At 59.0% G+C, this 22,178-nt stretch carries 26 protein-coding genes; 3 read left to right on the top strand and 23 right to left on the bottom strand.

What is annotated here, in order from left to right; all coding sequences use genetic code 11:
* Window positions 1–79: 79 nt before the first annotated feature.
* Window positions 80–766 (top strand): OmpW/AlkL family protein, encoded by a 687-nt coding sequence (locus ACYAS9_RS15575; protein WP_463569168.1) that lies wholly within the window; start codon window positions 80–82, stop codon window positions 764–766.
* Between the two features lie 55 nt (window positions 767–821).
* On the opposite strand, the gene ACYAS9_RS15570 is transcribed toward ACYAS9_RS15575, so the two are convergent.
* The 6 genes from ACYAS9_RS15570 to ACYAS9_RS15545 form a co-directional block, all read right to left on the bottom strand.
* Window positions 822–1,301 carry a hypothetical protein gene (locus tag ACYAS9_RS15570; RefSeq protein WP_463569167.1) on the bottom strand — a complete coding sequence of 160 codons (480 nt, stop codon included), beginning with the start codon at window positions 1,299–1,301 and terminating at the stop codon, window positions 822–824.
* Between the two features lie 57 nt (window positions 1,302–1,358).
* On the bottom strand, window positions 1,359–1,841 hold the full coding sequence (locus tag ACYAS9_RS15565) for a hypothetical protein (protein WP_463569166.1): 483 nt from the start codon (window positions 1,839–1,841) through the stop codon (window positions 1,359–1,361).
* Window positions 1,842–2,025: 184 nt separating this feature from the next.
* Window positions 2,026–2,955: an NAD-dependent epimerase/dehydratase family protein gene (locus ACYAS9_RS15560; RefSeq protein ID WP_463569165.1), complete on the bottom strand. Its 930-nt coding sequence runs from the start codon at window positions 2,953–2,955 to the stop codon at window positions 2,026–2,028.
* On the bottom strand, window positions 2,948–3,832 hold the full coding sequence (locus ACYAS9_RS15555; protein WP_463569164.1) for a sugar nucleotide-binding protein: 885 nt from the start codon (window positions 3,830–3,832) through the stop codon (window positions 2,948–2,950). Before ACYAS9_RS15555 ends, ACYAS9_RS15560 begins: the two co-directional genes overlap by 8 nt.
* Before the next feature lie 131 nt (window positions 3,833–3,963).
* On the bottom strand, window positions 3,964–6,201 hold the full coding sequence (locus ACYAS9_RS15550; protein WP_463569163.1) for a mechanosensitive ion channel domain-containing protein: 2,238 nt from the start codon (window positions 6,199–6,201) through the stop codon (window positions 3,964–3,966).
* 357 nt (window positions 6,202–6,558) lie between these two features.
* Entirely contained in the window at window positions 6,559–7,314 is a 756-nt protein-coding gene (locus tag ACYAS9_RS15545; RefSeq protein ID WP_463569162.1) for an HAD-IIA family hydrolase, read from the bottom strand.
* A gap of 150 nt (window positions 7,315–7,464) precedes the next feature.
* Between ACYAS9_RS15545 and ACYAS9_RS15540 the strand changes: the two genes are divergently transcribed.
* Window positions 7,465–7,971: a hypothetical protein gene (locus ACYAS9_RS15540; RefSeq protein ID WP_463569161.1), complete on the top strand. Its 507-nt coding sequence runs from the start codon at window positions 7,465–7,467 to the stop codon at window positions 7,969–7,971.
* A gap of 68 nt (window positions 7,972–8,039) precedes the next feature.
* On the opposite strand, the gene ACYAS9_RS15535 is transcribed toward ACYAS9_RS15540, so the two are convergent.
* Together ACYAS9_RS15535 and ACYAS9_RS15530 are read right to left on the bottom strand one after the other, a co-directional pair.
* A complete protein-coding gene (locus ACYAS9_RS15535) occupies window positions 8,040–8,606 on the bottom strand; it encodes a single-stranded DNA-binding protein (protein ID WP_459748179.1) in 567 nt (188 codons plus the stop codon).
* 9 nt (window positions 8,607–8,615) lie between these two features.
* Window positions 8,616–10,013, bottom strand: a complete 1,398-nt coding sequence (locus tag ACYAS9_RS15530) for an MFS transporter (RefSeq protein ID WP_463569160.1) — start codon at window positions 10,011–10,013, stop codon at window positions 8,616–8,618.
* 129 nt (window positions 10,014–10,142) lie between these two features.
* On the opposite strand from ACYAS9_RS15530, the gene uvrA reads away from it, so the two are divergent.
* A complete protein-coding gene (gene uvrA, locus ACYAS9_RS15525; RefSeq protein WP_463569159.1) occupies window positions 10,143–12,977 on the top strand; it encodes an excinuclease ABC subunit UvrA in 2,835 nt (944 codons plus the stop codon).
* Window positions 12,978–13,038: 61 nt separating this feature from the next.
* Here the strand turns inward: uvrA and bfr are convergent, their stop codons facing one another.
* The 15 genes from bfr to rpsH all read right to left on the bottom strand — a co-directional run bounded on the left by bfr (window position 13,039) and on the right by rpsH (window position 22,175).
* The gene (gene bfr / locus ACYAS9_RS15520) at window positions 13,039–13,503 is read right to left on the bottom strand and encodes a bacterioferritin (protein WP_463569158.1); all 465 of its coding nucleotides are present in this window, start codon (window positions 13,501–13,503) and stop codon (window positions 13,039–13,041) included.
* Between the two features lie 154 nt (window positions 13,504–13,657).
* Entirely contained in the window at window positions 13,658–15,106 is a 1,449-nt protein-coding gene (locus tag ACYAS9_RS15515) for a catalase (RefSeq protein WP_463569157.1), read from the bottom strand.
* A gap of 172 nt (window positions 15,107–15,278) precedes the next feature.
* Window positions 15,279–15,665, bottom strand: coding sequence for a 50S ribosomal protein L17 (gene rplQ / locus ACYAS9_RS15510; RefSeq protein WP_056836247.1), 387 nt, complete (start codon window positions 15,663–15,665; stop codon window positions 15,279–15,281).
* A 41-nt stretch (window positions 15,666–15,706) separates the two neighbouring features.
* On the bottom strand, window positions 15,707–16,708 hold the full coding sequence (locus ACYAS9_RS15505; protein ID WP_056836250.1) for a DNA-directed RNA polymerase subunit alpha: 1,002 nt from the start codon (window positions 16,706–16,708) through the stop codon (window positions 15,707–15,709).
* 22 nt (window positions 16,709–16,730) lie between these two features.
* The gene (gene rpsD, locus ACYAS9_RS15500; RefSeq protein ID WP_056836251.1) at window positions 16,731–17,351 is read right to left on the bottom strand and encodes a 30S ribosomal protein S4; all 621 of its coding nucleotides are present in this window, start codon (window positions 17,349–17,351) and stop codon (window positions 16,731–16,733) included.
* A gap of 18 nt (window positions 17,352–17,369) precedes the next feature.
* Window positions 17,370–17,759, bottom strand: coding sequence for a 30S ribosomal protein S11 (rpsK, locus tag ACYAS9_RS15495; protein ID WP_002555466.1), 390 nt, complete (start codon window positions 17,757–17,759; stop codon window positions 17,370–17,372).
* Between the two features lie 30 nt (window positions 17,760–17,789).
* Window positions 17,790–18,146, bottom strand: a complete 357-nt coding sequence (gene rpsM / locus ACYAS9_RS15490; RefSeq protein WP_459748184.1) for a 30S ribosomal protein S13 — start codon at window positions 18,144–18,146, stop codon at window positions 17,790–17,792.
* A 130-nt stretch (window positions 18,147–18,276) separates the two neighbouring features.
* Window positions 18,277–18,393 (bottom strand): 50S ribosomal protein L36, encoded by a 117-nt coding sequence (rpmJ, locus tag ACYAS9_RS15485; protein ID WP_002555468.1) that lies wholly within the window; start codon window positions 18,391–18,393, stop codon window positions 18,277–18,279.
* Window positions 18,394–18,421: 28 nt separating this feature from the next.
* Window positions 18,422–19,753, bottom strand: coding sequence for a preprotein translocase subunit SecY (gene secY, locus ACYAS9_RS15480; RefSeq protein WP_459748185.1), 1,332 nt, complete (start codon window positions 19,751–19,753; stop codon window positions 18,422–18,424).
* On the bottom strand, window positions 19,754–20,188 hold the full coding sequence (gene rplO / locus ACYAS9_RS15475; RefSeq protein WP_459748186.1) for a 50S ribosomal protein L15: 435 nt from the start codon (window positions 20,186–20,188) through the stop codon (window positions 19,754–19,756). It abuts the gene before it with no gap.
* Window positions 20,189–20,191: 3 nt separating this feature from the next.
* Complete coding sequence (rpmD, locus tag ACYAS9_RS15470) at window positions 20,192–20,368, bottom strand: 50S ribosomal protein L30 (protein ID WP_459748187.1); 177 nt, start codon at window positions 20,366–20,368, stop codon at window positions 20,192–20,194.
* 2 nt (window positions 20,369–20,370) lie between these two features.
* The gene (rpsE, locus tag ACYAS9_RS15465) at window positions 20,371–20,871 is read right to left on the bottom strand and encodes a 30S ribosomal protein S5 (RefSeq protein ID WP_056836263.1); all 501 of its coding nucleotides are present in this window, start codon (window positions 20,869–20,871) and stop codon (window positions 20,371–20,373) included.
* A gap of 3 nt (window positions 20,872–20,874) precedes the next feature.
* On the bottom strand, window positions 20,875–21,225 hold the full coding sequence (rplR, locus tag ACYAS9_RS15460; RefSeq protein ID WP_056836265.1) for a 50S ribosomal protein L18: 351 nt from the start codon (window positions 21,223–21,225) through the stop codon (window positions 20,875–20,877).
* 10 nt (window positions 21,226–21,235) lie between these two features.
* Entirely contained in the window at window positions 21,236–21,769 is a 534-nt protein-coding gene (gene rplF / locus ACYAS9_RS15455) for a 50S ribosomal protein L6 (RefSeq protein WP_459748189.1), read from the bottom strand.
* Window positions 21,770–21,782: 13 nt separating this feature from the next.
* The gene (gene rpsH, locus ACYAS9_RS15450) at window positions 21,783–22,175 is read right to left on the bottom strand and encodes a 30S ribosomal protein S8 (RefSeq protein WP_056836269.1); all 393 of its coding nucleotides are present in this window, start codon (window positions 22,173–22,175) and stop codon (window positions 21,783–21,785) included.
* Between the last annotated feature and the right edge of the window lie 3 nt (window positions 22,176–22,178).

Here is a 22,178-nt window from a genome sequence, read left to right as displayed (position 1 = left end):
TCATTGAGCTGAGTCAAAGCCGCGTTGCAGACGCACTTTTACTATGACTCCAGCACTTTTTAATCGCTCTGGAGCCCCCATGAACAAGTCCCTGCTGTGCGCCTCGCTGTGTGCACTTGCCCTCACCGTCCCTGTCGCCGCACAGGCTTACCAGCCGGGCGACTTCATCGTGCGCGCCGGTGTGGCGCACGTTGACCCGCACGAAGACAGCGGCGAACTGCGTCTGGACGGCACGCGGGTTTCGGGCACCAAGGCGTCGGTAGACGGTGAAAACCAGCTGGGCCTGACCTTCGCCTACATGCTCACCGAACATGTCGGCCTCGAACTGCTGGCCGCCACCCCGTTCAGCCACACCGTTTCGGTCAGCGGCCTGGGCGCCGGTCTTGACGGCAAGCTGGCCGACATCAAGCAACTGCCGCCGACCCTGTCGCTGCAGTACTACCCGATGGCTGCCTCTTCGCCCCTGCAGCCTTATGTCGGCGTAGGCATCAACTACACCAAATTCTTCGACACCGACCTGACCGGCAACCGCAAGGATCAGGGCTTCAGCAACCTGAAGCTCAAGGATTCGGTAGGCCTGGCCGGCCAGGTGGGCGTGGATTACCTGCTGACCGATAATTTCTTGCTCAACGCTTCGGTCTGGTACGTCGACATCGACACCAAGGCCACGGTTGATGGGCCTTCGGCGCTGAGCATTGGCAAGACCAAGGTCGATGTGGATATCGATCCGTGGGTATACATGGTGGGTGTGGGTTACAAGTTCTGAGTCGACAGACACGCACTGAAAAGCCCCGCACGGAGTAATGTTCGTGTGGGGCTTTTCAGTGCGGCCCAGGCGCCAGGGCAATGCGAAACGTACCGGGCGTTATGAGGGTGACTACCAAGGCCTGATCGCAATAGCGACCGTCAGGCATTTTCAGGCGCCAGGCTTGTAACAGATACGACTCGGCATCCATGGTCGGGTCGGCACGCTGGAAGCCGAGCCAGCTGCCGATCGTGATAAACAAGAAGCCAACACTGATGATCGGAGTGGAGATAATCCGGATCATATCGAAGAACGCGAGGCCATCAGGTCCAACCTGAATCGTTGAGGGCCCACTTGCTCCCGTCAAACCGACAAGAACAAACACGGCAGCGATAATATAAAAAAATCTGCCGAGGTTCTTGCTGGACGTCTCATCATCCAGAGCGGCTTGCAAATAGGCCCTGTAGTTCTCTGTAAACCATGGAACCTCATACTCACCCGGCAATTGAGTCAATACGACATTGCCGTTATAGCCGCGTATATATTTAGCTGACATGCGCCCTCCTCGCCTTGATTCATGAACATGAGTCACAAGGGAAGTTTCAGTAAAAGCTCAACTGTCCGACTCCGTTGAAATAGCAATCCGAAAAGTATCAGGCGCGATTAACTTGACCAGCAAGGCCTGCTCGCAATCGTGACCACACGACATTTTTATACGCCAGGCTCTTAACAGATATAACTCGGCATTCATCACAGGATCGGCACCTTGCATAGCGATCCAGCTGCCGATCGAGAGCAAAAAGAAACCGATGCTGATGATGGGGCCGGGGAAAATCTGAATCATCTCAAAGAAGGTAGGACCGCTTGGGCCAACCTGAATGACTGAAGGGCCGGCAAGCCCTGTAAAACCGACGAACATAATCACGACAGCGATAATCTGCAAAATCATGCCAAGGGTCTTGCTAGACTTTTCATCATCCAGAGCGGTTTGCAGATAGGCCGCGTAGTTCTCGGTAAAATCCGAAAACGTATATTCCCCCGGCAGCTCACCCAATACTATATCGCCATGATGGCCGCTGATATATTTCTGTGACATGAACATCCCCTCCTTCATTAAGGGCGGGGAATATCAGACAGATTTATGACTCTTTCAAGCGGCCACTATCCTGATTAACTTAATAAAGAAAAGTCCTACACGACTTTCTTAAAAAGATCACACCACCCTCTCTCACGGACTACCTGCACAAGGAAAGTGCGTGATGCAGAGGGTCGGTAGCGTTTCAGCGGCCCAGCAGTTTTGCCAGTCCTTCACCCAACGGTGTAGGGGTTTCCAGCGTGAAACGCTCCAGCAGGCGCTGGTTGTTGGCGCGTGAGTGGCGGATATCGCCCTGGCGTGGCGCCTGATAGGTCACTGGCGGCAGGCTGCCGAGCACCTCGTTGAGCGCGCTCAGCAACTGGTTGAGCGAGGTGGTGCGGTTCAGGCCGACATTGATTGCGCCTTGCTTCGGCGCGGGTTGCTCCAGGGCCTGGAGCAGCAGCTTGGTCAGGTCGCCGATGTAGAAGAAGTCGCGGGTCTGCTCGCCGTCGCCGAAGACAGTGATCGGCCGGCCCTGGCTTGCGTAGTCGGCGAAGATGCTGATGACGCCCGAATACGGCGAGGACGGATCCTGGCGCGGGCCGAAGATATTGAAGAAGCGAAACACCACCGGCTCAAGGCCATGCTCGCGGCGATAAAAGTCCAGGTATTGCTCGCTGGCCAGTTTATCGACCGCATAAGGCGTCAGCGGCGCCTTGGGAGTGTCTTCGCCAATCGGCTCGCCTTCGCCGTTGTTGCCGTATACCGCGGCGCTTGAGGCAAACAGCACGCGCTTGATGCCGGCCTGGCGCATGGCTTCGCAGACATTCAGGGTGCCGATGAAATTGCTCTGGTGAGTGTGCACCGGGTCGTCGACCGAGGCCTGCACCGAGGCCACGGCGGCCAGGTGCACCACGGCCTGACAGCCCTGGGCTGCACGGTTCAGCAGTCCGGCGTCGGCGACATCGCCTTCAATCAGCTCAAGCCGCGGGTTATCCAGCGGCAGGTTGCTGCGCTTGCCGGTGGACAGGTCGTCGACGATGCGCACTGCATATCCCTTGGCCAGCAGGGCGTCGGTCAGGTGCGAGCCGATGAAGCCGGCACCGCCCGTGATCAGGATTGGAGCGTCAGACATGTCGATAATACCGGTCGAGCAGAACAGGCAACCCGGCGCGCCAGGCACGCGGCTTGATGCCGAAGGTGTGGAGGATTTTCTTGCAGGCCAGTACCGCGTGCTGCGGCTCTTCGTTAGCGTCCGGCTGCGCGGCATGCGCCTGCGCCGTTGGCGACTCGATGGCCAGCGCATGCAGCAAGCGCGCCTCGGTCAGCACGGCCTGGCCCAGCGCCAGCGGCGTGGTGGCTTCGTGGCCGGCATAGTGATAAGTGCCCCACAGCGGCGCTTCGCAATCGAGTTGCTTGAGGACCGAAAGCAGCACCCGGGCGGCATCGTCGACCGGCGTCGGGTTGCCGCGCCGGTCATCGGCCAGCAGCAACTCGTGCGGGGTTTCGGCACGCTTGAGAAAGCGTCCCAGCACACCGTCGGCGCTGTCGTCGAGCAGCCAGCCAAAGCGCACCAGCACATGCTGCGGGCAGGCCGCACGCACGCTTTGCTCGATGCGCCACAGCGCCTGGCCACGCAGGCCGAGCGGCACTGGCTCGTCTTTTTCGCTATAGGCAGTGGCGCGCGAGCCGTCGAAAACCCGGTAGCTGGAAGGCTGCAGCAGCATGATGTTGTGGTGCTGGCACAGTTCGGCCAGGCGCTCTACGGCGCGCTCCTGAGCATTCAGGCGCGTCTCGCTTACGGTGCCGGCCTGGAACCAGTCGAAATAGTAGGCCAGGTTGATCAGGGCATCGGGACGGGTGTCATCGAGCAGTTGCGTCAGGCTGGCAGCATCCCAGCCATCTTGCGGCGGACGCGGGGCAAGGAAGCCAACGTCTTCCTCGGCACCCAGGCGTATCAGCGCCTGCCCAAGGGCATTCCCGCCGCCCAACAGCATAAGGCGCATTCGCATAAAGTCAGCAGGCTCGGTATCGAATTCATCAGTTCATTGGAATACAAACGCCTGCAAACATATCACGTTGCCCGCGCAGGCCCAACAGTTGCACGGTGTCGGCGCCCGCCGGGCCTTATGTCACCCTTGCATCACCCTGCACCGTTGGTTTTGGCCGGTGCCGGCGGACCTTCGATGCCGACCGGCTGAGGATTGACATGAGCGGCCCCCGGATTCATGACCACCTGTGGATAAGTCTGCGCGAAGCTGACCTTCGGATGCTGGTCGACCCGCTTCTTGAGCCGCTCGTTGAACGCCCGGCCAACGCTGTATTGCCCGCCCGACGAGGTGCGGAACTGCGCGGTAAGAACCACGCCGTTGAGGTCCATGCGGTCGACGCCGAACACTTCCAGCGGGCCTTGCAGGTTGTGCTTGAGCAGAATGTCTTCGCTGATCGAATGGCCGGTCTCGCGAATCAGCGCCAGCGCTTCGTCGATATCGGTGTCGTAGGTGAACTGCACCGAGAAGAACGCATAGGCAAACTGGCGGGACTGGTTAGTGACCGCCTTGATCTGGCCGAACGGCACCGAATGCACAAACCCCTTGCCGTCGCGCAGGCGCACGGTGCGGATGGTCAGGCTTTCGACGGTGCCGGAATGCCCGGTGCTGAGCACCACCCAGTCGCCGATCGAGAAGGTGTCTTCAATGATAATGAACAGGCCGGTGATCACGTCCTGCACCAGTTGCTGGGAACCGAAACCGATCGCCAGACCCACGACACCGGCACCCGCCAGCAGCGGCGCGACGTTGATGCCCAGGTTGGCCATGGTGGTAATCGCGCAGATCACCACCAGGATGATTTTGATCGCGTTGCGCAGCAGCGGCAGGATGGTCTTGGTCCGCGTGCTCGGCGCCCGGCCCGAGCGCTGGTTGACCGGCGGCTTGAGCGCTTCCTGAATCGCGGTGTCGAGCACCACCCAGAGCAGCCAGGTGACCAGGAAGATCAGGCCGATGCTGCTCAGCGAGTCACTGATCGCCCGGCCCAAGGTATTGCGCTGGGCGAACTCGAACAGCGAGAAGCCCCAGATCCGCCCAAGTATTTCAATGAATGTCACGGCCAGGCCAATGCGCAGGCAGGCATACAGCAAGCTGAGCAGGCGCGCCTTGTAGGCATGCTGGCGGCGCCCGTCCGGGTCGACCGGCTGCTTGAAGAAATGCTGGAACACGGTGCTGAGAAACACCGTGGCAATCAGCAGCAAGGTGGTGAACAGCGCGCAACGCAGGGTTTCCTGGCTGTCCTCGCCGGCACCGATCAGGTTGATCGCCGAGACCAGGATCATCAGCAGAATCGGCAAGTGCCACAGGTTGGAGAACACCTTGAGCGACTGTTGCAAGGCCGGCTGTTGCTGGCGGCTGCCCAGCCCGCGGTTGCGGATCAGGTGCGCGACCGGGCGGCGCATGCGGATCACCAGCATGCAGAACACCGCCGAGGCGAACAGGCCGGTGAACACCGCCACGCTGGTGGTCACGTTGCTGCCGAACTGGCGGGCGATCTGCGGGCTGGTCAGGGCATCGCTGAGGGCGGCCAGAAAACCGATGATGAACAACGGCCGCGGCGCGTACTGACGCAGAATATGCACCGCCGCACGCTTGTGGCCGCCATTGAACATGACGATGACGCACAGCACCACAGAGGTTGAGACGATACCGCTGCTGGTCGCGTAGGCAAAACACAGCGCCAGCGCCCGGCCGACCGAAGACGGCAGCATCTGGCTGATGTACAGGGTCAGCGGCAGGCAGATGATCGCCGGTATCGTGAACGGCAAGATGTAGCGCAGCAGCGCCTGAATACGCCCACGCTTGCGCATGAACTCACGTCGATTCAGGCGGCTGGCGAGAAAACGCCCGGCGAAAAACAGCACGGCGAACGCACCCATCCACACCAGCGACAACAGCAGGAAATCGCCGACCATCTCCCACGCCGAGCGCTCGGACGGCTTGTTGACCAGGCGATTCAACTCATTGGCGGCGCGATCGGTGCGTACCCGCCAGGTGTCGACCAGGTTGTCGTTGAGGTTCAGCGCCTCTTTCACATCGCCGATGCTGCTGCTCAGCGCGCCCAGCAGGCCGCCTTCAAGCAGGATCTCGGGTTGTGCGGGCTCGGCAGGCTTTTCAGCGACGTCCGGCTTGTCCTCGGCGGCGTCTTTCTTGTCTTGTGCGGTGTCTTTGTCAGACGTTTTCTCGGCAGGCCCGGAGGCGGCCTTGTCATCGGGCTTGTCGGCCGCTGCAGCCCCCATTGGCAAGGCCGGCACTTCGGCGGCTTGCAACGGCAGGCTGCCGGCAAAGGACAACACCATTAACAGAATCAAGGTTTTCAACTGAGCCGCCACGCCATTGCTCCTGTGTGCAGATTTCCAGAGAGAGGATTTCTAGGGGGTGGGTTTCGTCTACCCAGAAACTGATCCCCGTTTGTCCGCCAAAGTTCGACCGGGCAGGCAACAAATTGCCCGGTGTTCAGGTTCGCAATGTGTCTGGCCCAGGTAAAAGAGTCATCAGACGCGGCATCGTGGCGACCAGACCGAGCGCCTGACCTTGTTGCCGGAGCGCACTGAGCCGGGAGCGGGAAACGCAGTTATCCACAGGCCCGCCGCTGGCGAATTCGATCAGTTCGACGTGATGATCAATCCAGGCGCATTACCATCATGAACAGACCCCAACGCGGCACGAACGGCCACAGGATGTGTGGCTTAGCGGCGGTTTAACCACTGCGGCAGATCGGCGATTGAAGCCAGGCAGTGACTGTTATCCACGGCAATGCCTGCCGACTTGCCGGTCAGCACCCGTAACGAGTCGGCGCCGATGCTCGCGGCTCCGGCCATATCGGTCGAAGGGTCGTCGCCGATGACCAGGACCTGATGCGCCTCACAACCCAGCGCCTTGAGTGCCATGTCGAAAAACAGCCGGGACGGCTTGCCCATGACCTGAGCAGTCTGCTGGCTGGCGAACTCCAGTGCTGCGACAAACGCGCCGCAATCCAGGCTCGGGCCATCGGCGTCGAGCCAGAAGGGATTCTTCTGCAAGGCAATCAGCCGTGCGCCGTTGCGCAGCATACGGAACACCGGGTTCAGACTGTCGTAACTGAACGCCTTGCCGATATCGCCGATGACCACATTGTCCGGTTTCTGGTTGTCGGTGGGCACGCCGTCGAATAAGCCACGCACGCTGTAAGGCACCAGCAAGTAGCTGGTTTCGCCTTGCTGAGACTTGAGGTATTCCACACAGGCGCTGGTGGCGGTCTGGATATGCAGTGCAGGTACGTCCAGCCCCAATGCGCTCAACTCGGCGCTGATCATTTCAGGCGAGCGGGCGGTGATGTTGGTCAGCAGACGGTATTGCAGGCCTTGCTTGCGAACCCAGGCCAATGCCTCGGCAGCACCGTCTATAAGCTGGCCTTGATGAGTGAGGGTGCCGTCGATGTCGATCAGTAGAGCCTGGTAGTTCATGTCATGAGATCCGGTGTGAAGCGGCTGGATGTAAACACCTTCGAAACTATGCCATAAGGGTGGCCAGGACGTTTCTTGAGAGCCATTTACATGGAACATCAACACCCGCCGGTGTGGGATTGCACAGACGAAATACCCCGGGAAGGATCCTTGGGCACTGTGCTGTATGTCGTGGCGTTGCTGCTGGCCTTGCCGGTCTACGCGCTGGTAGTGATCGTGATTGATCGGTTTTATGCTGAACCCGGCACGATGAGTGCCTACCTGGATGTTATCGACAGCGCTATAGCCCTGATGGTGATAATCGTCGGTACGGTACTGGCAGGTTGTGTGCTTTGCTGGCTCGCTGGCGAGCCTGAAGGGATGGGCTTCTGCTTTGACGAGCGCCAGCAACGCTTCACCTTCACCCAGCGCCGTCCTGCCCGGGCGCCTACGCAAGGCTCAGTGCCGTACAGCGATATCGATCAGATAATGCCCTGCCAGATGACCGCCTTCTCCCCTATCTCTCATATTGAGGTGAGCTTTAAGGATGCCAATGGCACGCCGGTCTATCTGCAGTTCTCGATACATGTGTCAGAGAAGGACATGGCATTTCATGCCGCGTGGCTGAGAGAGTCGTTTGGCGAGCGGATGCATGAGGTGCTGGATCTGGATAAATAAAAAACCCCAAGCGCCAAGCGCCTGGGGTTTTTGGGGAATACGTTACAGACAGGGTCTGAAGCGTTTCCTCAGAACGGAATATCGTCATCGAAGCTGTCGAAATCCGCTGCCGGCTGAGGCGCCGGTTTTGGCGCCGGGCGCGACTGCTGCGGCTGCTGACCATAGGACTGCTGTGGCGATTGATCGTAAGACTGCTGCGGTGCCTGTTGTGGCGCCGGACGCGACTGCTGTGGACGAGGTGCGGACTGGTTGTAGTTGTTGCCGCCGCCCTGGCCTTGCTGGTCGCCCTGTGGACGGCCGCCCAGCAACTGCATGGTGCCCTGCATGTCGACGATGATTTCGGTGGTGTAGCGCTTGATACCGTCTTTTTCCCACTCGCGGGTCTGCAGCTTGCCCTCGATGTAGACCTGCGAACCCTTGCGCAGGTATTCGCCAGCGATTTCAGCGACCTTGCCGAACATGGACACGCGGTGCCATTCGGTTTTCTCGACCTTCTGGCCGCTTTGCTTGTCGGTCCACTGCTCGCTGGTTGCCAGACTCAGGTTGGTCACGGCGTTGCCGTTAGGCAGGTAACGGACTTCGGGATCCTGGCCGCATGTACCGACCAATATGACTTTGTTAACCCCACGGGCCATAACGTTCTCCTAGGCTTCGCACGTTTGAGTGGCTGGATTGTTGACCAGCCTTTCGAGCGACGCACGATCCAATAGTTTTGAATCAAGTTTGATATAGATAGCTGCTTCTTCGGCCACGACCACCGCATCGGTCACACCCGGTACGGACTTCAGGCGCTCTGCCAGGCCTGCTTCGCGCTGCGCCTGGGCCGACAACGGCAGGCGCAGGCTGGTCACGTAGGGCGGTTCGCGCATGCTCAGGGCAAAGATCAGCCAGACGCCAGCCATGGCGGCGCAGCCGAGGAACACAACGTCCAGTCCACCTTGCTGATACAGCCAGCCGCCGAGAATCCCGCCGACTGCCGAACCCAGGAATTGACTGGTGGAGTACACCCCCATCGCCGTGCCCTTGCCGCCTGCCGGTGCCACTTTACTGATCAGTGATGGCAGTGTGGCTTCCAGCAGGTTGAACGCTGTGAAGAATACCACGCTGCCGATCACCAGAGTCCGCAGCGTGTCGCCAAAAGCCCAGAAGAATATTTCAGAGAGCATCAGCACCGCGACCGCGCCCACCAGCACCCGCTTCATGCGGCGTTTCTTCTCGCCATAGATGATGAACGGCACCATGGCGAAGAACGACACCAGCAATGCTGTGAGGTACACCCACCAGTGCTGCTCCTTGGGCAGGCCGGCTTTTTCGACCAGCGCCAGCGGCAAGGCGACGAAGCTGGACATGAGCATGGCGTGCAACACGAAGATACCCAGGTCCAGGCGCAGCAGGTCCGGATGGCGCAGCGTGGCGCCCAGCGCCTGCCTGGCGACGCCCGACTCGCGGTGCATCAACGGACCGCTGGCCTTGGGCACGACGAAGGCGACAATCAGAATACCCACCAAGGCCATGACGCCGGTGGCCAGAAACAGCCCCGACAGGCCAAAGGCGCTGGTCAGCAACGGGCCGATGACCATGGCGATGGCGAACGACAGACCAATGGTCATGCCGATCATGGCCATGGCCTTGGTGCGGTGTTGTTCGCGGGTCAGGTCCGAGAGCAGCGCCATGACCGCCGCCGAGATCGCCCCGGCACCTTGCAGCACGCGGCCGAAAATCACGCCTTCGATCGAGTGTGCGTTGGCGGCCACCAGGCTGCCGAGGGCAAAGATCAGCAGCCCCAGGTAGATCACCGGGCGCCGGCCGATGCGGTCGGATATGAAGCCGAGCGGAATCTGCAGGATGGCCTGGGTCAGACCGTAGGCGCCAATGGCCAGACCGATCAGCGCAGGCGTCGCGCCGGCCAGGTCCATGCCGTAGGTCGACAGGACCGGCAGGACCATGAACATGCCAAGCATACGGAACGCGAACACCAGCGCCAGACCGCCTGCCGCGCGGGTCTCGACGCCACTCATGCGTTCGCTATGGGGATCTTGCATGGAAAAACCTCGTGTGAACCGGCGGCGATTCTACCAGTCCCATCGTCATACAGCACATACGCGGCGCTTTGCCGCGCAATGTCATGCAGCCGTATACTCCGTCGTTTATGCCCGCCAAGCGAGGCCGTAGTGGACAAAATCCTGATTCGTGGGGCTCGAACCCACAACCTGAAAAATATCGACCTGACCCTTCCTCGCGACAAACTGATCGTCATTACCGGGCTTTCGGGCTCGGGCAAGTCGTCGCTGGCGTTCGATACATTGTATGCCGAGGGCCAGCGCCGCTACGTCGAGTCGCTGTCGGCCTATGCCCGGCAATTTCTGTCGATGATGGAAAAGCCCGACGTCGATACCATCGAAGGCTTGTCGCCGGCGATTTCGATCGAGCAGAAATCCACCTCGCACAACCCGCGCTCGACGGTCGGCACCATTACCGAGATTTATGACTACTTGCGCCTGCTGTATGCGCGGGTCGGTCAGCCGCGTTGCCCGGATCACGATATCCCGCTTGAGGCGCAGACCGTCAGCCAGATGGTCGACCTGGTGCTGGCGCAACCCGAAGGCCGCCGGCTGATGCTGCTGGCGCCGGTGGTGCGCGAGCGCAAGGGCGAGCACCTGTCGGTGTTCGAAGAGCTGCGTGCCCAGGGCTTCGTGCGGGCACGGATCAACGGCAAGCTGTACGAGCTGGACGAAGTGCCGAAGCTGGATAAACAGAAGAAGCACTCCATCGATGTGGTGGTCGACCGCTTCAAGGTCCGCGCCGATCTGCAACAGCGGCTGGCCGAGTCGTTCGAGACCGCCCTGCAACTGGCCGACGGCATTGCCTGGGTCGCGCCGATGGACGACGAGCCCGGCGAAGAGATGATCTTCTCGGCGCGCTTTGCCTGCCCGATCTGCGGTCATGCCATCAGCGAGCTGGAACCCAAGCTGTTTTCGTTCAACAACCCGGCCGGCGCCTGCCCGACCTGCGATGGCCTGGGCGTGAAGCAGTTCTTCGACGTCAAACGCCTGGTCAATGCCGAACTGACCCTGGCCGAGGGCGCAATACGCGGCTGGGACCGGCGCAACGTGTATTACTTCCAGATGCTGGGCTCGATGGCCCAGCACTATGGCTTCAGCCTGGAAGTGCCGTTCAAGGAACTGCCGGCGGATATCCAGAAGGTGTTGCTCAGTGGCAGCGGCACGCACAGTGTCGAGTTCCGCTACCTCAACGACCGCGGCGACATCGTCAAGCGTTCGCACCCGTTTGAAGGCATCGTGCCGAACCTTGAGCGCCGCTACCGCGAAACCGAGTCGAGCAGCGTGCGTGAAGAGCTGGCCAAATTGCTCAGCACCCAGGCCTGCCCGGATTGCCGTGGTACGCGCCTGCGTCGTGAGGCGCGGCATGTGTGGGTCGGCGACAAGACCCTGCCGGCGGTGACCAGCCTGCCGATTGGCGATGCTACCGACTATTTTGCCGCCCTGACGCTGACCGGACGGCGCGGCGAAATCGCGGCCAAGATTCTCAAGGAAATCTGCGAGCGCTTGCAGTTTCTGGTCAACGTCGGCCTGGATTACCTGACCCTGGACCGCAGTGCCGATACGCTGTCGGGCGGTGAGGCGCAGCGGATTCGCCTGGCCAGCCAGATCGGCGCCGGGCTGGTGGGCGTCATGTACATCCTCGATGAGCCGTCCATTGGCTTGCACCAGCGTGATAACGATCGCTTGCTGGGGACGCTGAAACACCTGCGCGATATCGGCAACACGGTCATCGTGGTCGAACACGACGAGGACGCCATTCGCCTGGCCGACTACGTGGTGGATATCGGCCCGGGTGCCGGCGTGCATGGCGGGCAGATCGTGGCCGAGGGCACGCCTGACGAGGTCATGGCGCACCCTGATTCGCTGACCGGCAAGTACCTGTCGGGCCGGGTCAAGATTGCCGTGCCGGCCAAGCGCACGCCGCGCAACAAGAAGCTGTCGCTGACCCTCAAGGGCGCGCGCGGCAACAACCTGCGCAATGTGAACCTGGAGATCCCGATTGGCCTGCTGACCTGCGTGACCGGTGTTTCCGGCTCGGGCAAGTCGACGCTGATCAATAACACCCTGTTCCCGCTCAGCGCCACGGCCCTTAACGGCGCCACGACGCTGGAAGCCTCGGCGCATGACAGCATCAATGGCTTGCAGCACCTGGACAAGGTGGTCGATATCGACCAGAGCCCGATCGGGCGCACGCCACGTTCCAACCCGGCGACCTATACAGGTTTGTTCACGCCGATCCGCGAGCTGTTTTCCGGGGTGCCGGAGTCGCGTTCGCGCGGCTACGGCCCGGGCCGTTTCTCGTTCAACGTCAAGGGCGGACGCTGCGAAGCCTGTCAGGGCGACGGCTTGATCAAGGTCGAGATGCACTTCTTGCCCGACATCTATGTGCCGTGCGATGTGTGCAAGAGCAAGCGCTATAACCGCGAGACGCTGGAGATCAAGTACAAGGGCAAGAACATCCACGAGGTGCTGGAAATGACCATCGAGGATGCCCGCGAGTTCTTCGAAGCGGTGCCGGCGCTGGCGCGCAAGCTGCAAACGCTGGTCGATGTCGGGCTGTCGTACATCAAGCTGGGGCAGTCGGCGACCACGCTGTCGGGTGGTGAGGCGCAGCGGGTCAAGCTGTCGCGCGAGCTGTCCAAGCGCGATACCCGCAAGACCCTGTACATCCTCGACGAGCCGACCACCGGCCTGCACTTTGCCGATATCCAGCAATTGCTCGATGTGCTGCATCGCCTGCGCGACCACGGCAACACCGTTGTGGTGATCGAGCACAACCTGGACGTTATCAAGACCGCCGACTGGCTGGTCGACCTGGGGCCGGAAGGCGGTTCACGCGGCGGGCAGATCATTGCGGTCGGCACGCCCGAGCAGGTGGCCGAGATGGAGCAGTCGTATACCGGGCATTACCTGAAACCGCTGCTGGAGCGGGATCGCGCGTAAACCGGCGACATGAAAAAGCCCCTGTCACGGTAAGTGCAGGGGCTTTTTTACAGGCGTCGACTCAGAACTGCGATTGCAGGTAGTTCTGCAGGCCGATGGACTTGATCAGGCCCATCTGCTGCTCCAGCCAGTAGGTGTGATCTTCTTCGGTGTCGGCCAGTTGGGCGCGCAGGATGTCGCGGCTTATGTAGTCGCCATGTTGCTCGCACAGTGCGATGCCTTTGCACAGTGCGCCGCGGACCTTGTATTCCAGGCGCAGGTCACTGGCCAGCATCTCCGGCACGGTGGTGCCGACGTCCAGATCATCGGGACGCATGCGTGGAGTGCCTTCGAGCATCAGGATCCGACGGATCAACGCATCGGCGTGTTGCCCTTCTTCTTCCATCTCATGGTTGATGCGCTCGTAGAGCTTGGCGAAACCCCAGTCTTCGTACATGCGCGAATGGATGAAATATTGATCGCGGGCGGCGAGCTCGCCGGTGAGCAACGTGTTGAGATAATCGATTACGTCTGGGTGGCCTTGCATCGCCGTCCATCTCCTGCTGAAAGGCTGTATTTTGAACCAAGGCGTCTCCAAGGTCACGACCGTTGGCGCAATAATTCGATAAAAAGCAGCGAAAATCGGGCATCCAGATGCGAAAAACCGCCCAAATGCGGGCGGTTCTGTTTATCACTACGACTTAGCTCAAGGTTACGCCCAGCGCTTTGGCAACGCCTTCGCCATAAGCGGCGTCAGCCTTGTAGAAGTGCTGCAACTGACGCTGCACCACATCGCTGCTGACCCCGGCCATCGCACCGGCGATATTGTTGATCAGCAGGGCTTTCTGATCGTCGTTCATCAGGTTGAACAACTTGCCGGCATGGCTGTAATAGTCGGTGTCTTCGCGGTGATCGTGACGATCGGCCGTGCCACTGAGCGCCAGTGCAGGCTCAGCGTAGCGAGGCGCTTGCTTGGGTGCATCGGCGTAGCTGTTGGGCTCGTAGTTGGGCGCTGCACCACCGTTGTTGCCCAGGGCCATCGCGCCGTCACGCTGGTAAGTGTGCACAGGGCTTTGCGAGGCGTTGATCGGCAGGTGCTGGTGATTGGTGCCTACGCGATAGCGATGCGCATCGGCATAGGCGAATACACGGCCTTGCAGCATGCGGTCTGGCGACAGGCCAACACCCGGCACCATGTTGCTCGGCCCGAACGCCGCCTGCTCGACTTCGGCAAAGTAGTTGAGCGGGTTACGGTTGAGCTCCAGCTCGCCGACTTCGATCAGCGGGAATTCTTTCTGCGACCAGGTCTTGGTCACATCGAAAGGGTTTTCGTAGTGATTGGCCGCCTGCTCTTCAGTCATGATCTGAATGCACACCTGCCATTTCGGGAAGTCACCGCGCTCGATGGCACCGAACAGATCACGCTGGGCATAGTCCGGATCTGTACCGGCCAGGCGCGCCGCCTCGACCGGTGGCAGGTTCTTGATGCCTTGTTTGGTCTTGTAGTGCCATTTGACCCAATGACGCTCACCGGCCTCGTTGATCAGGCTGTACGTGTGGCTGCCGAAGCCGTGCATGTGGCGATAGCCATCCGGGATCCCACGGTCGGAAAACAGAATCGTGACCTGGTGCAACGCTTCAGGCGAATGCGACCAGAAATCCCACATCATCTGACCGCTTTTCAGGTTGCTCTGCGGCAAGCGCTTCTGGGTGTGGATAAAGTCGGGGAATTTCAGCGGATCGCGGATAAAGAACACCGGCGTGTTGTTACCCACGATGTCCCAGTTGCCTTCTTCGGTATAGAACTTGATGGCGAAACCACGAGGATCGCGCTCGGTATCCGCCGAGCCACGCTCGCCACCGACGGTGGAGAAACGCAGGAAGATCGGCGTCTGTTTGCCGACCGACTCGAACAGCCTGGCGTAGCTGTATTGAGTGATGTCGCGGGTGACCGTGAAAGTGCCGTGGGCACCCGAACCCTTGGCGTGTACACGACGCTCAGGGATGTTCTCGCGGTTGAAGTGCGCGAGCTTCTCGATCAGGTGAAAGTCTTCAAGCAGCAAGGGACCACGTGGGCCTGCAGAACGAGAGTTCTGGTTGTCGGCGACAGGAGCGCCGCTGGCGGTTGTAAGCGTTCTGTTCTGGCTCATCTAATTATCTTCCTCAGGCTTGGTGCAGCCGGCTAATGGGCTTGGGGAAGATTATTGTCCAAAGTCTTTACAATCGTAAATTGATTGATTGTTAAACGTTGATAGGGATTGCCAATACCAGACAACAAAAAACCGGGCACTAGGCCCGGTTTTTTGTGATCAGACTGACGTCTTATTCGGCAGCTTCTACAGCGCCGCCAACAGGACGATCAACCAGCTCGACGTACGCCATTGGCGCGTTGTCGCCAGCGCGGAAACCGCACTTCAGGATGCGCAGGTAGCCGCCCTGACGGGTGGCGTAGCGCTTGCCCAGATCGTTGAACAGTTTGCCAACCATTTCTTTCGAACGAGTACGGTCGAAAGCCAAACGGCGGTTAGCAACGCTGTCTACCTTGGCCAGGGTGATCAGCGGCTCGGCAACGCGGCGCAGTTCCTTGGCTTTCGGCAGGGTAGTCTTGATCAGCTCGTGCTCGAACAGCGACACCGCCATGTTCTGGAACATGGCTTTGCGGTGGGAGCTGGTACGGCTCAGGTGACGTCCACTTTTACGATGACGCATGGTTCATTCCTTACCAAACTCTCGTTCGGTGATTACGACGATCAGGCCGTGGCCTTGTCGTCCTTCTTAAGACTTGCCGGCGGCCAGTTGTCGAGGCGCATGCCGAGTGACAGACCACGGGAGGCCAATACGTCCTTGATCTCGGTCAGGGACTTCTTGCCCAGGTTCGGAGTTTTCAACAGCTCTACTTCGGTGCGCTGAATCAGGTCGCCGATGTAGTAGATGTTCTCCGCCTTCAGGCAGTTGGCCGAACGTACAGTCAGTTCCAAATCGTCAACCGGACGAAGCAGGATCGGATCGATCTCGTCTTCCTGTTCGACTACCACTGGCTCACTGTCACCTTTGAGGTCGACGAACGCAGCCAACTGCTGTTGCAGGATGGTTGCAGCGCGGCGAATGGCCTCTTCAGGATCCAGAGTACCGTTGGTTTCCAGATCAATAACCAGCTTGTCCAGGTTAGTACGCTGCTCGACACGGGCGTTTTCCACCACGTAAGCGATACGACGTACCGGGCTGAACGAAGAGTCAAGCTGCAAGCGACCAATGCTGCGGCTTTCGTCTTCATCGCTCTGACGCGAGTCTGCCGGCTCATAACCACGACCACGAGCTACGGTGAGCTTCATGTTCAGGACGCCGTTGGACGCCAGGTTAGCGATTACGTGATCGGGGTTGACGATCTCGACATCGTGATCCAGCTGAATATCGGCAGCGGTAACCACCCCCGAACCCTTTTTAGACAAGGTCAGCGTAACTTCGTCTCGACCGTGCAGCTTGATAGCCAGGCCCTTGAGGTTCAACAGGATTTCAATGACATCTTCCTGTACACCTTCGATCGCGCTGTACTCGTGGAGTACACCGTCGATCTCGGCCTCGACTACTGCACAGCCGGGCATGGAGGACAACAGAATGCGACGCAGCGCGTTGCCCAGGGTGTGGCCGAAGCCACGCTCGAGAGGCTCGAGCGTGATTTTGGCGCGGGTTGGACTGACAACCTGCACATCAATATGGCGGGGTGTCAGGAACTCATTTACCGAACTCTGCATGGATGCACCTATTTTCTAGCCCTTACTTGGAGTAGAGCTCGACAATCAGGCTTTCGTTGATGTCGGCGGATAGATCACTGCGAGCAGGAACGCTTTTGAAAACGCCCGATTTCTTCTCAGTGTCTACGTCTACCCATTCTACGCGGCCACGTTGGGCACACAGATCCAGAGCCTGGACAATACGCAGTTGGTTCTTAGCTTTTTCACGCACAGCAACGACGTCGCCAGCACGTACCTGATACGAAGGTACGTTAACGGTCTGACCGTTTACGCTGATGGACTTGTGCGAAACCAGTTGACGGGATTCGGCACGCGTCGAGCCGAAGCCCATGCGATATACGACGTTGTCCAGACGGCATTCGAGCAGTTGCAGCAGGTTTTCACCGGTTGCACCTTTCTTGCTAGCGGCTTGCTTGTAGTAGCCGCTGAACTGACGCTCGAGAACACCGTAGATACGACGTACTTTTTGCTTTTCACGCAGCTGGGTGCCGTAATCGGACTGACGACCGCGGCGCTGACCGTGGATGCCTGGAGCTGCTTCGATGTTGCACTTGGACTCGAGTGCGCGAACACCGCTCTTCAGAAAGAGGTCGGTGCCTTCACGGCGAGCAAGTTTGCATTTTGGACCAATGTAACGAGCCATTTCTTACAGTCTCCTGGATTACACGCGGCGCTTCTTCGGCGGACGGCACCCGTTGTGCGGGATTGGCGTCACGTCGGTGATGCTGGCGATCTTATAGCCACAACCATTCAAAGCACGAACGGCAGACTCACGACCTGGGCCTGGACCCTTGACGTTGACGTCGAGGTTCTTCAGACCGTACTCCAGCGCGGCTTGACCAGCACGCTCGGCAGCTACTTGAGCCGCGAACGGGGTGGACTTACGCGAACCACGGAAACCCGAACCGCCGGAGGTAGCCCAAGACAGCGCGTTACCTTGACGATCGGTGATGGTGACGATGGTGTTGTTAAAAGACGCGTGGATGTGGGCGATGCCATCAACCACTGTCTTTTTGACTTTCTTACGAGGACGAGCAGCAGGTTTTGCCATGACTATATTCCTGTCGAAACGCTGGAGCGATTACTTGCGGATCGGCTTGCGCGGACCTTTGCGAGTACGTGCGTTGGTCTTGGTACGCTGACCGCGTACTGGCAGACCGCGACGATGACGCAGACCGCGGTAGCAGCCCAGGTCCATCAAGCGTTTGATCTTCATGTTGATTTCGCGACGCAGGTCACCTTCAGTGGTGATCTTCGCCACTTCGCCACGCAGTTGTTCGATCTGCTCGTCGCTCAGATCCTTGATCTTTGCGGCCGGGTTTACCCCGGTAACTGCACAGATTTTCTGCGCAGTGGTGCGACCAACACCGTAGATGTAGGTCAGCGAGATAACAGTATGCTTGTTATCCGGAATGTTAACGCCTGCAATACGGGCCATTCAGTGGAACTCCAGTTGACAGCTACCTACGCCCCGGAAGCCAAGAAATAGGGCGCGAGATAATATCGCTGTAGTAACAAATAATCAACCCAGCAGCGCACTAGCTGCTGGGCTTAAACACAGCTCACAATCAGCCTTGGCGCTGCTTATGACGTGGTTCCGCGCTGCAAATTACTCGAACGACACCTTCGCGGCGAATAATCTTGCAGTTGCGGCACAGCTTTTTCACCGATGCACGAACTTTCATCACCAACTCCTCGAACCTTATGGGTCTCTCAGCGCAGCATGTTGCTGCCGCCGTAGCCCTTCAGGTTGGCTTTCTTCATCAGGGATTCATACTGGTGCGAAACGAGGTGCGATTGTACTTGCGACATGAAGTCCATCACAACCACGACCACGATCAGCAACGAGGTCCCGCCAAGGTAGAACGGAACGTTGGCCGCGACCACCAGAAACTGGGGAAGCAGACACACCGCCGTCATATAGAGAGCACCGAACAGGGTCAAACGGGTCAACACGCCATCAATGTAGCGGGCCGACTGTTCGCCTGGACGGATACCCGGAATAAAGGCACCGGACTTTTTCAGGTTTTCCGCTACGTCTTTCGGATTGAACATCAACGCCGTATAGAAGAAGCAGAAGAAAATGATCCCTGCACTAAACAGCAGAATGTTCAACGGCTGACCAGGAGCGATCGACTGCGAGATGTCCTGCAACCAGCCCATACCTTCGGACTGACCAAACCAGGAACCCAACGAAGCCGGGAACAGCAAAATGCTGCTTGCGAAGATGGCAGGAATAACGCCTGCCATGTTCACTTTCAACGGCAAGTGGCTGGTCTGCGCAGCAAAGACCTTGCGGCCCTGCTGACGCTTGGCGTAGTGCACAGCAATACGACGCTGGCCACGCTCGATGAACACCACAAAACCGATGATCGCTACAGCCAGCAACCCGATGGCGACCAACGCGAAAATGTTGATATCGCCCTGACGTGCAGACTCGAAAGACTGCCCGATCGCCCTCGGAAGACCGGCAACAATACCTGCGAAGATCAACATCGAGATACCGTTGCCAACACCGCGCTCGGTAATCTGCTCGCCCAGCCACATCATGAACATCGCCCCCGCCACAAAGGTGGTGACGGCCACGAAGTGGAAGCCGAAGTCTGCAGAGAACGCAACGCCCTGACCCGCCAGGCCGACGGACATGCCGACAGCTTGAACCAGGGCCAGGATGACGGTGAGATAGCGGGTGTATTGGCTGATCTTGCGACGACCAGCCTCACCTTCCTTCTTCAACTGCTCCAGTTGCGGACTGACGGCGGTCATCAGCTGCATGATGATCGATGCCGAGATATACGGCATGATCCCCAGTGCAAAGATGCTCATCCGTTCCAGTGCGCCACCGGAAAACATGTTGAACAAGCTAAGAATGGTCCCCTCATTCTGTCGAAACAGTTCGGCCAGCCGGTCCGGGTTGATACCTGGCACTGGGATATGCGCACCGATCCGATAGACGATAATCGCCAGGAACAGGAAACGCAGTCGAGCCCAGAGTTCGGACAACCCGCCTTTGCTGAGCGCTGAGAGAGCACCTTGCTTAGCCATTTATTCCTCGAACTTGCCGCCAGCTGCTTCGATAGCCGCACGTGCACCTTTGGTGACGGCGATACCCTTGATAGTGACAGCGCGAGTAACTTCGCCCGACAGCATGATTTTCACACGCTGTACGTTCTGGTTAATCACGTTGGCATCTTTCAAGGTCTGCACAGTAACGATGTCGCCTTCCACTTTGGCCAGCTCGGACAGACGCACTTCTGCGCGGTCCATGGCTTTCAGGGAAACGAAACCGAACTTCGGCAGACGACGATGCAGGGGCTGTTGGCCACCCTCAAAGCCCGGAGCAATGGTGCCACCGGAGCGGGAGGTTTGACCTTTGTGGCCGCGGCCACCGGTCTTGCCCAAACCGCTACCGATACCACGGCCCGGACGATGCTTCTCTGGGCGGGAACCCGGAGCAGGACTCAGATCATTGAGTTTCATCGATTAACCCTCGACGCGCAGCAGGTAGTAAGCCTTGTTGATCATCCCGCGATTCTCGGGAGTATCAAGGACTTCTACGGTGTGACCGATGCGACGCAGACCCAGACCCTTAACGCACAGTTTGTGGTTAGGGAGACGGCCGGCGGTGCTTTTGATCAGCGTTACTTTAACGGTAGCCATGATCAGACGATCTCCTCAACACGCTTGCCACGCTTGGCAGCAATGGACTCAGGAGACTGCATGCTCTTCAGACCCTTGAAAGTGGCGTGAACCACGTTTACAGGGTTAGTCGAGCCGTAGCACTTGGCCAGAACGTTCTGGACACCAGCGACTTCCAGTACGGCACGCATCGCGCCACCGGCGATGATACCGGTACCTTCGGAAGCAGGCTGCATGTACACCTTCGAAGCGCCGTGGGCGGACTTGATAGCGTACTGCAGAGTGGTGCCGTCCAGATCAACCTGGATCATGTTGCGACGAGCAGCTTCCATAGCTTTCTGGATAGCAGCAGGTACTTCGCGGGATTTGCCGCGACCGAAGCCAACACGGCCTTTGCCATCACCCACCACGGTCAACGCGGTGAAAGTGAAGATACGACCGCCTTTGACGGTCTTGGCAACGCGGTTAACCTGGACGAGCTTCTCGATGTAGCCTTCGTCGCGTTTTTGGTCGTTATTTGCCATAACTTAGAACTCCAGCCCGCCTTCACGAGCAGCATCAGCCAGCGCTTTGACACGGCCGTGGTACTTGAAGCCAGAACGGTCGAAAGCAACTTGCGATACACCAGCGGCCTTAGCACGCTCAGCAACCAACTTGCCAACCTTAGTGGCCGCCTCGATGTTGCCGGTGGCAGCATCACGCAGTTCTTTGTCCAAAGTCGAAGCGCTTGCCAGGACTTTGCTGCCGTCGGCCGAGATGACCTGGGCATAAATGTGCTGCGAAGAGCGGTGCACGCAGAGGCGCACGACTTCGAGTTCGTGCATTTTCAGGCGTGCTTTGCGAGCGCGACGCAGTCGGGTAACTTTTTTGACGGTCATTTGCTATGCCCTACTTCTTCTTGGCTTCTTTACGACGGACGACTTCGTCCGCGTAACGCACACCTTTGCCTTTGTACGGCTCAGGACGGCGGAAGTCGCGGATCTCAGCGGCCACTTGACCAACCAACTGCTTGTCGATACCACGAATAAAGATATCGGTCTGGCTGGGGGTCTCAGCGGTGATGCCATTTGGCAGTTCGTAATCCACCGGGTGCGAGAAGCCAAGTGCCAGGTTCAGGACCGAGCCTTTAACTTGCGCCTTGTAACCAACACCGACCAGCTGGAGCTTGCGCTCGAAGCCTTGGCTTACGCCTTGGACCATGTTGTTGACCAGGGCACGGGTGGTACCGGCCATTGCGCGAGTTTGTTGATCGCCGTTGCGAGCAGCAAAACGCAGCTCACCGGACTCTTCAACAATTTCAACGGACGAATGGACGTTCAGTTCAAGAGTACCCTTGGCACCCTTCACCGAAAGCTGCTGACCGACGAGTTTGACTTCGACGCCCGATGGCAGCTTGACGGGGTTCTTAGCTACGCGTGACATACCTATCCCCCCCTTAGAACACTGTGCAAAGCACTTCGCCACCGACACCGGCAGCGCGTGCAGCACGATCCGTCATCACACCTTTGTTGGTGGAGACGATAGACACACCGAGACCGCCACGAACTTTTGGCAGATCGTCGGAGGACTTGTACTGACGCAGGCCTGGACGGCTGACGCGTTTGACTTCTTCGATGACTGGACGGCCTTCGAAGTACTTCAGCTCAATAGACAGCGAAGGCTTGACTTCGCCGCTGACCTGGTAATCCGCAATGTAACCTTCGTCCTTCAGGACTTTGGCTACAGCCACCTTCAACGTGGAGGATGGCATGCTTACAACGGGCTTTTCGGCCATCTGGGCATTACGGATACGAGTTAGCATGTCCGCTAACGGGTCCTGCATACTCATGGG

Source organism: Pseudomonas sp. HP_08, assembly GCF_055284095.1.
The sequence above is the reverse complement of the archived record's forward strand: the minus strand, read 5'-3'. Positions and strand labels throughout refer to the sequence as shown.

Excerpts from the sequence above, each read along its gene's own strand:
- ACYAS9_RS15570 (WP_463569167.1), bottom strand. The coding sequence starts at position 1,301 with ATGTCAGCTAAATATATACGCGGCTATAACGGCAATGTCGTATTGACT.
- ACYAS9_RS15565 (WP_463569166.1), bottom strand. The coding sequence starts at position 1,841 with ATGTCACAGAAATATATCAGCGGCCATCATGGCGATATAGTATTGGGT.
- ACYAS9_RS15505 (WP_056836250.1), bottom strand. The coding sequence starts at position 16,708 with ATGCAGAGTTCGGTAAATGAGTTCCTGACACCCCGCCATATTGATGTG.
- secY (WP_459748185.1), bottom strand. The coding sequence starts at position 19,753 with ATGGCTAAGCAAGGTGCTCTCTCAGCGCTCAGCAAAGGCGGGTTGTCC.
- bfr (WP_463569158.1), bottom strand. The coding sequence starts at position 13,503 with ATGCAAGGCCACCCAGACGTAATCGATTATCTCAACACGTTGCTCACC.
- rpmD (WP_459748187.1), bottom strand. The coding sequence starts at position 20,368 with ATGGCTACCGTTAAAGTAACGCTGATCAAAAGCACCGCCGGCCGTCTC.
- ACYAS9_RS15560 (WP_463569165.1), bottom strand. The coding sequence starts at position 2,955 with ATGTCTGACGCTCCAATCCTGATCACGGGCGGTGCCGGCTTCATCGGC.
- ACYAS9_RS15530 (WP_463569160.1), bottom strand. The coding sequence starts at position 10,013 with ATGCAAGATCCCCATAGCGAACGCATGAGTGGCGTCGAGACCCGCGCG.
- rpsM (WP_459748184.1), bottom strand. The coding sequence starts at position 18,146 with ATGGCCCGTATTGCAGGCGTTAACATTCCGGATAACAAGCATACTGTT.
- rplQ (WP_056836247.1), bottom strand. The coding sequence starts at position 15,665 with ATGCGTCATCGTAAAAGTGGACGTCACCTGAGCCGTACCAGCTCCCAC.
- ACYAS9_RS15515 (WP_463569157.1), bottom strand. The coding sequence starts at position 15,106 with ATGAGCCAGAACAGAACGCTTACAACCGCCAGCGGCGCTCCTGTCGCC.
- ACYAS9_RS15575 (WP_463569168.1), top strand. The coding sequence starts at position 80 with ATGAACAAGTCCCTGCTGTGCGCCTCGCTGTGTGCACTTGCCCTCACC.
- ACYAS9_RS15545 (WP_463569162.1), bottom strand. The coding sequence starts at position 7,314 with ATGAACTACCAGGCTCTACTGATCGACATCGACGGCACCCTCACTCAT.
- rplR (WP_056836265.1), bottom strand. The coding sequence starts at position 21,225 with ATGACCGTCAAAAAAGTTACCCGACTGCGTCGCGCTCGCAAAGCACGC.
- rpmJ (WP_002555468.1), bottom strand. The coding sequence starts at position 18,393 with ATGAAAGTTCGTGCATCGGTGAAAAAGCTGTGCCGCAACTGCAAGATT.
- rpsH (WP_056836269.1), bottom strand. The coding sequence starts at position 22,175 with ATGAGTATGCAGGACCCGTTAGCGGACATGCTAACTCGTATCCGTAAT.
- rpsK (WP_002555466.1), bottom strand. The coding sequence starts at position 17,759 with ATGGCAAAACCTGCTGCTCGTCCTCGTAAGAAAGTCAAAAAGACAGTG.
- ACYAS9_RS15535 (WP_459748179.1), bottom strand. The coding sequence starts at position 8,606 with ATGGCCCGTGGGGTTAACAAAGTCATATTGGTCGGTACATGCGGCCAG.
- rplO (WP_459748186.1), bottom strand. The coding sequence starts at position 20,188 with ATGAAACTCAATGATCTGAGTCCTGCTCCGGGTTCCCGCCCAGAGAAG.
- rpsE (WP_056836263.1), bottom strand. The coding sequence starts at position 20,871 with ATGGCAAATAACGACCAAAAACGCGACGAAGGCTACATCGAGAAGCTC.
- rpsD (WP_056836251.1), bottom strand. The coding sequence starts at position 17,351 with ATGGCTCGTTACATTGGTCCAAAATGCAAACTTGCTCGCCGTGAAGGC.
- ACYAS9_RS15555 (WP_463569164.1), bottom strand. The coding sequence starts at position 3,832 with ATGCGAATGCGCCTTATGCTGTTGGGCGGCGGGAATGCCCTTGGGCAG.
- rplF (WP_459748189.1), bottom strand. The coding sequence starts at position 21,769 with ATGTCACGCGTAGCTAAGAACCCCGTCAAGCTGCCATCGGGCGTCGAA.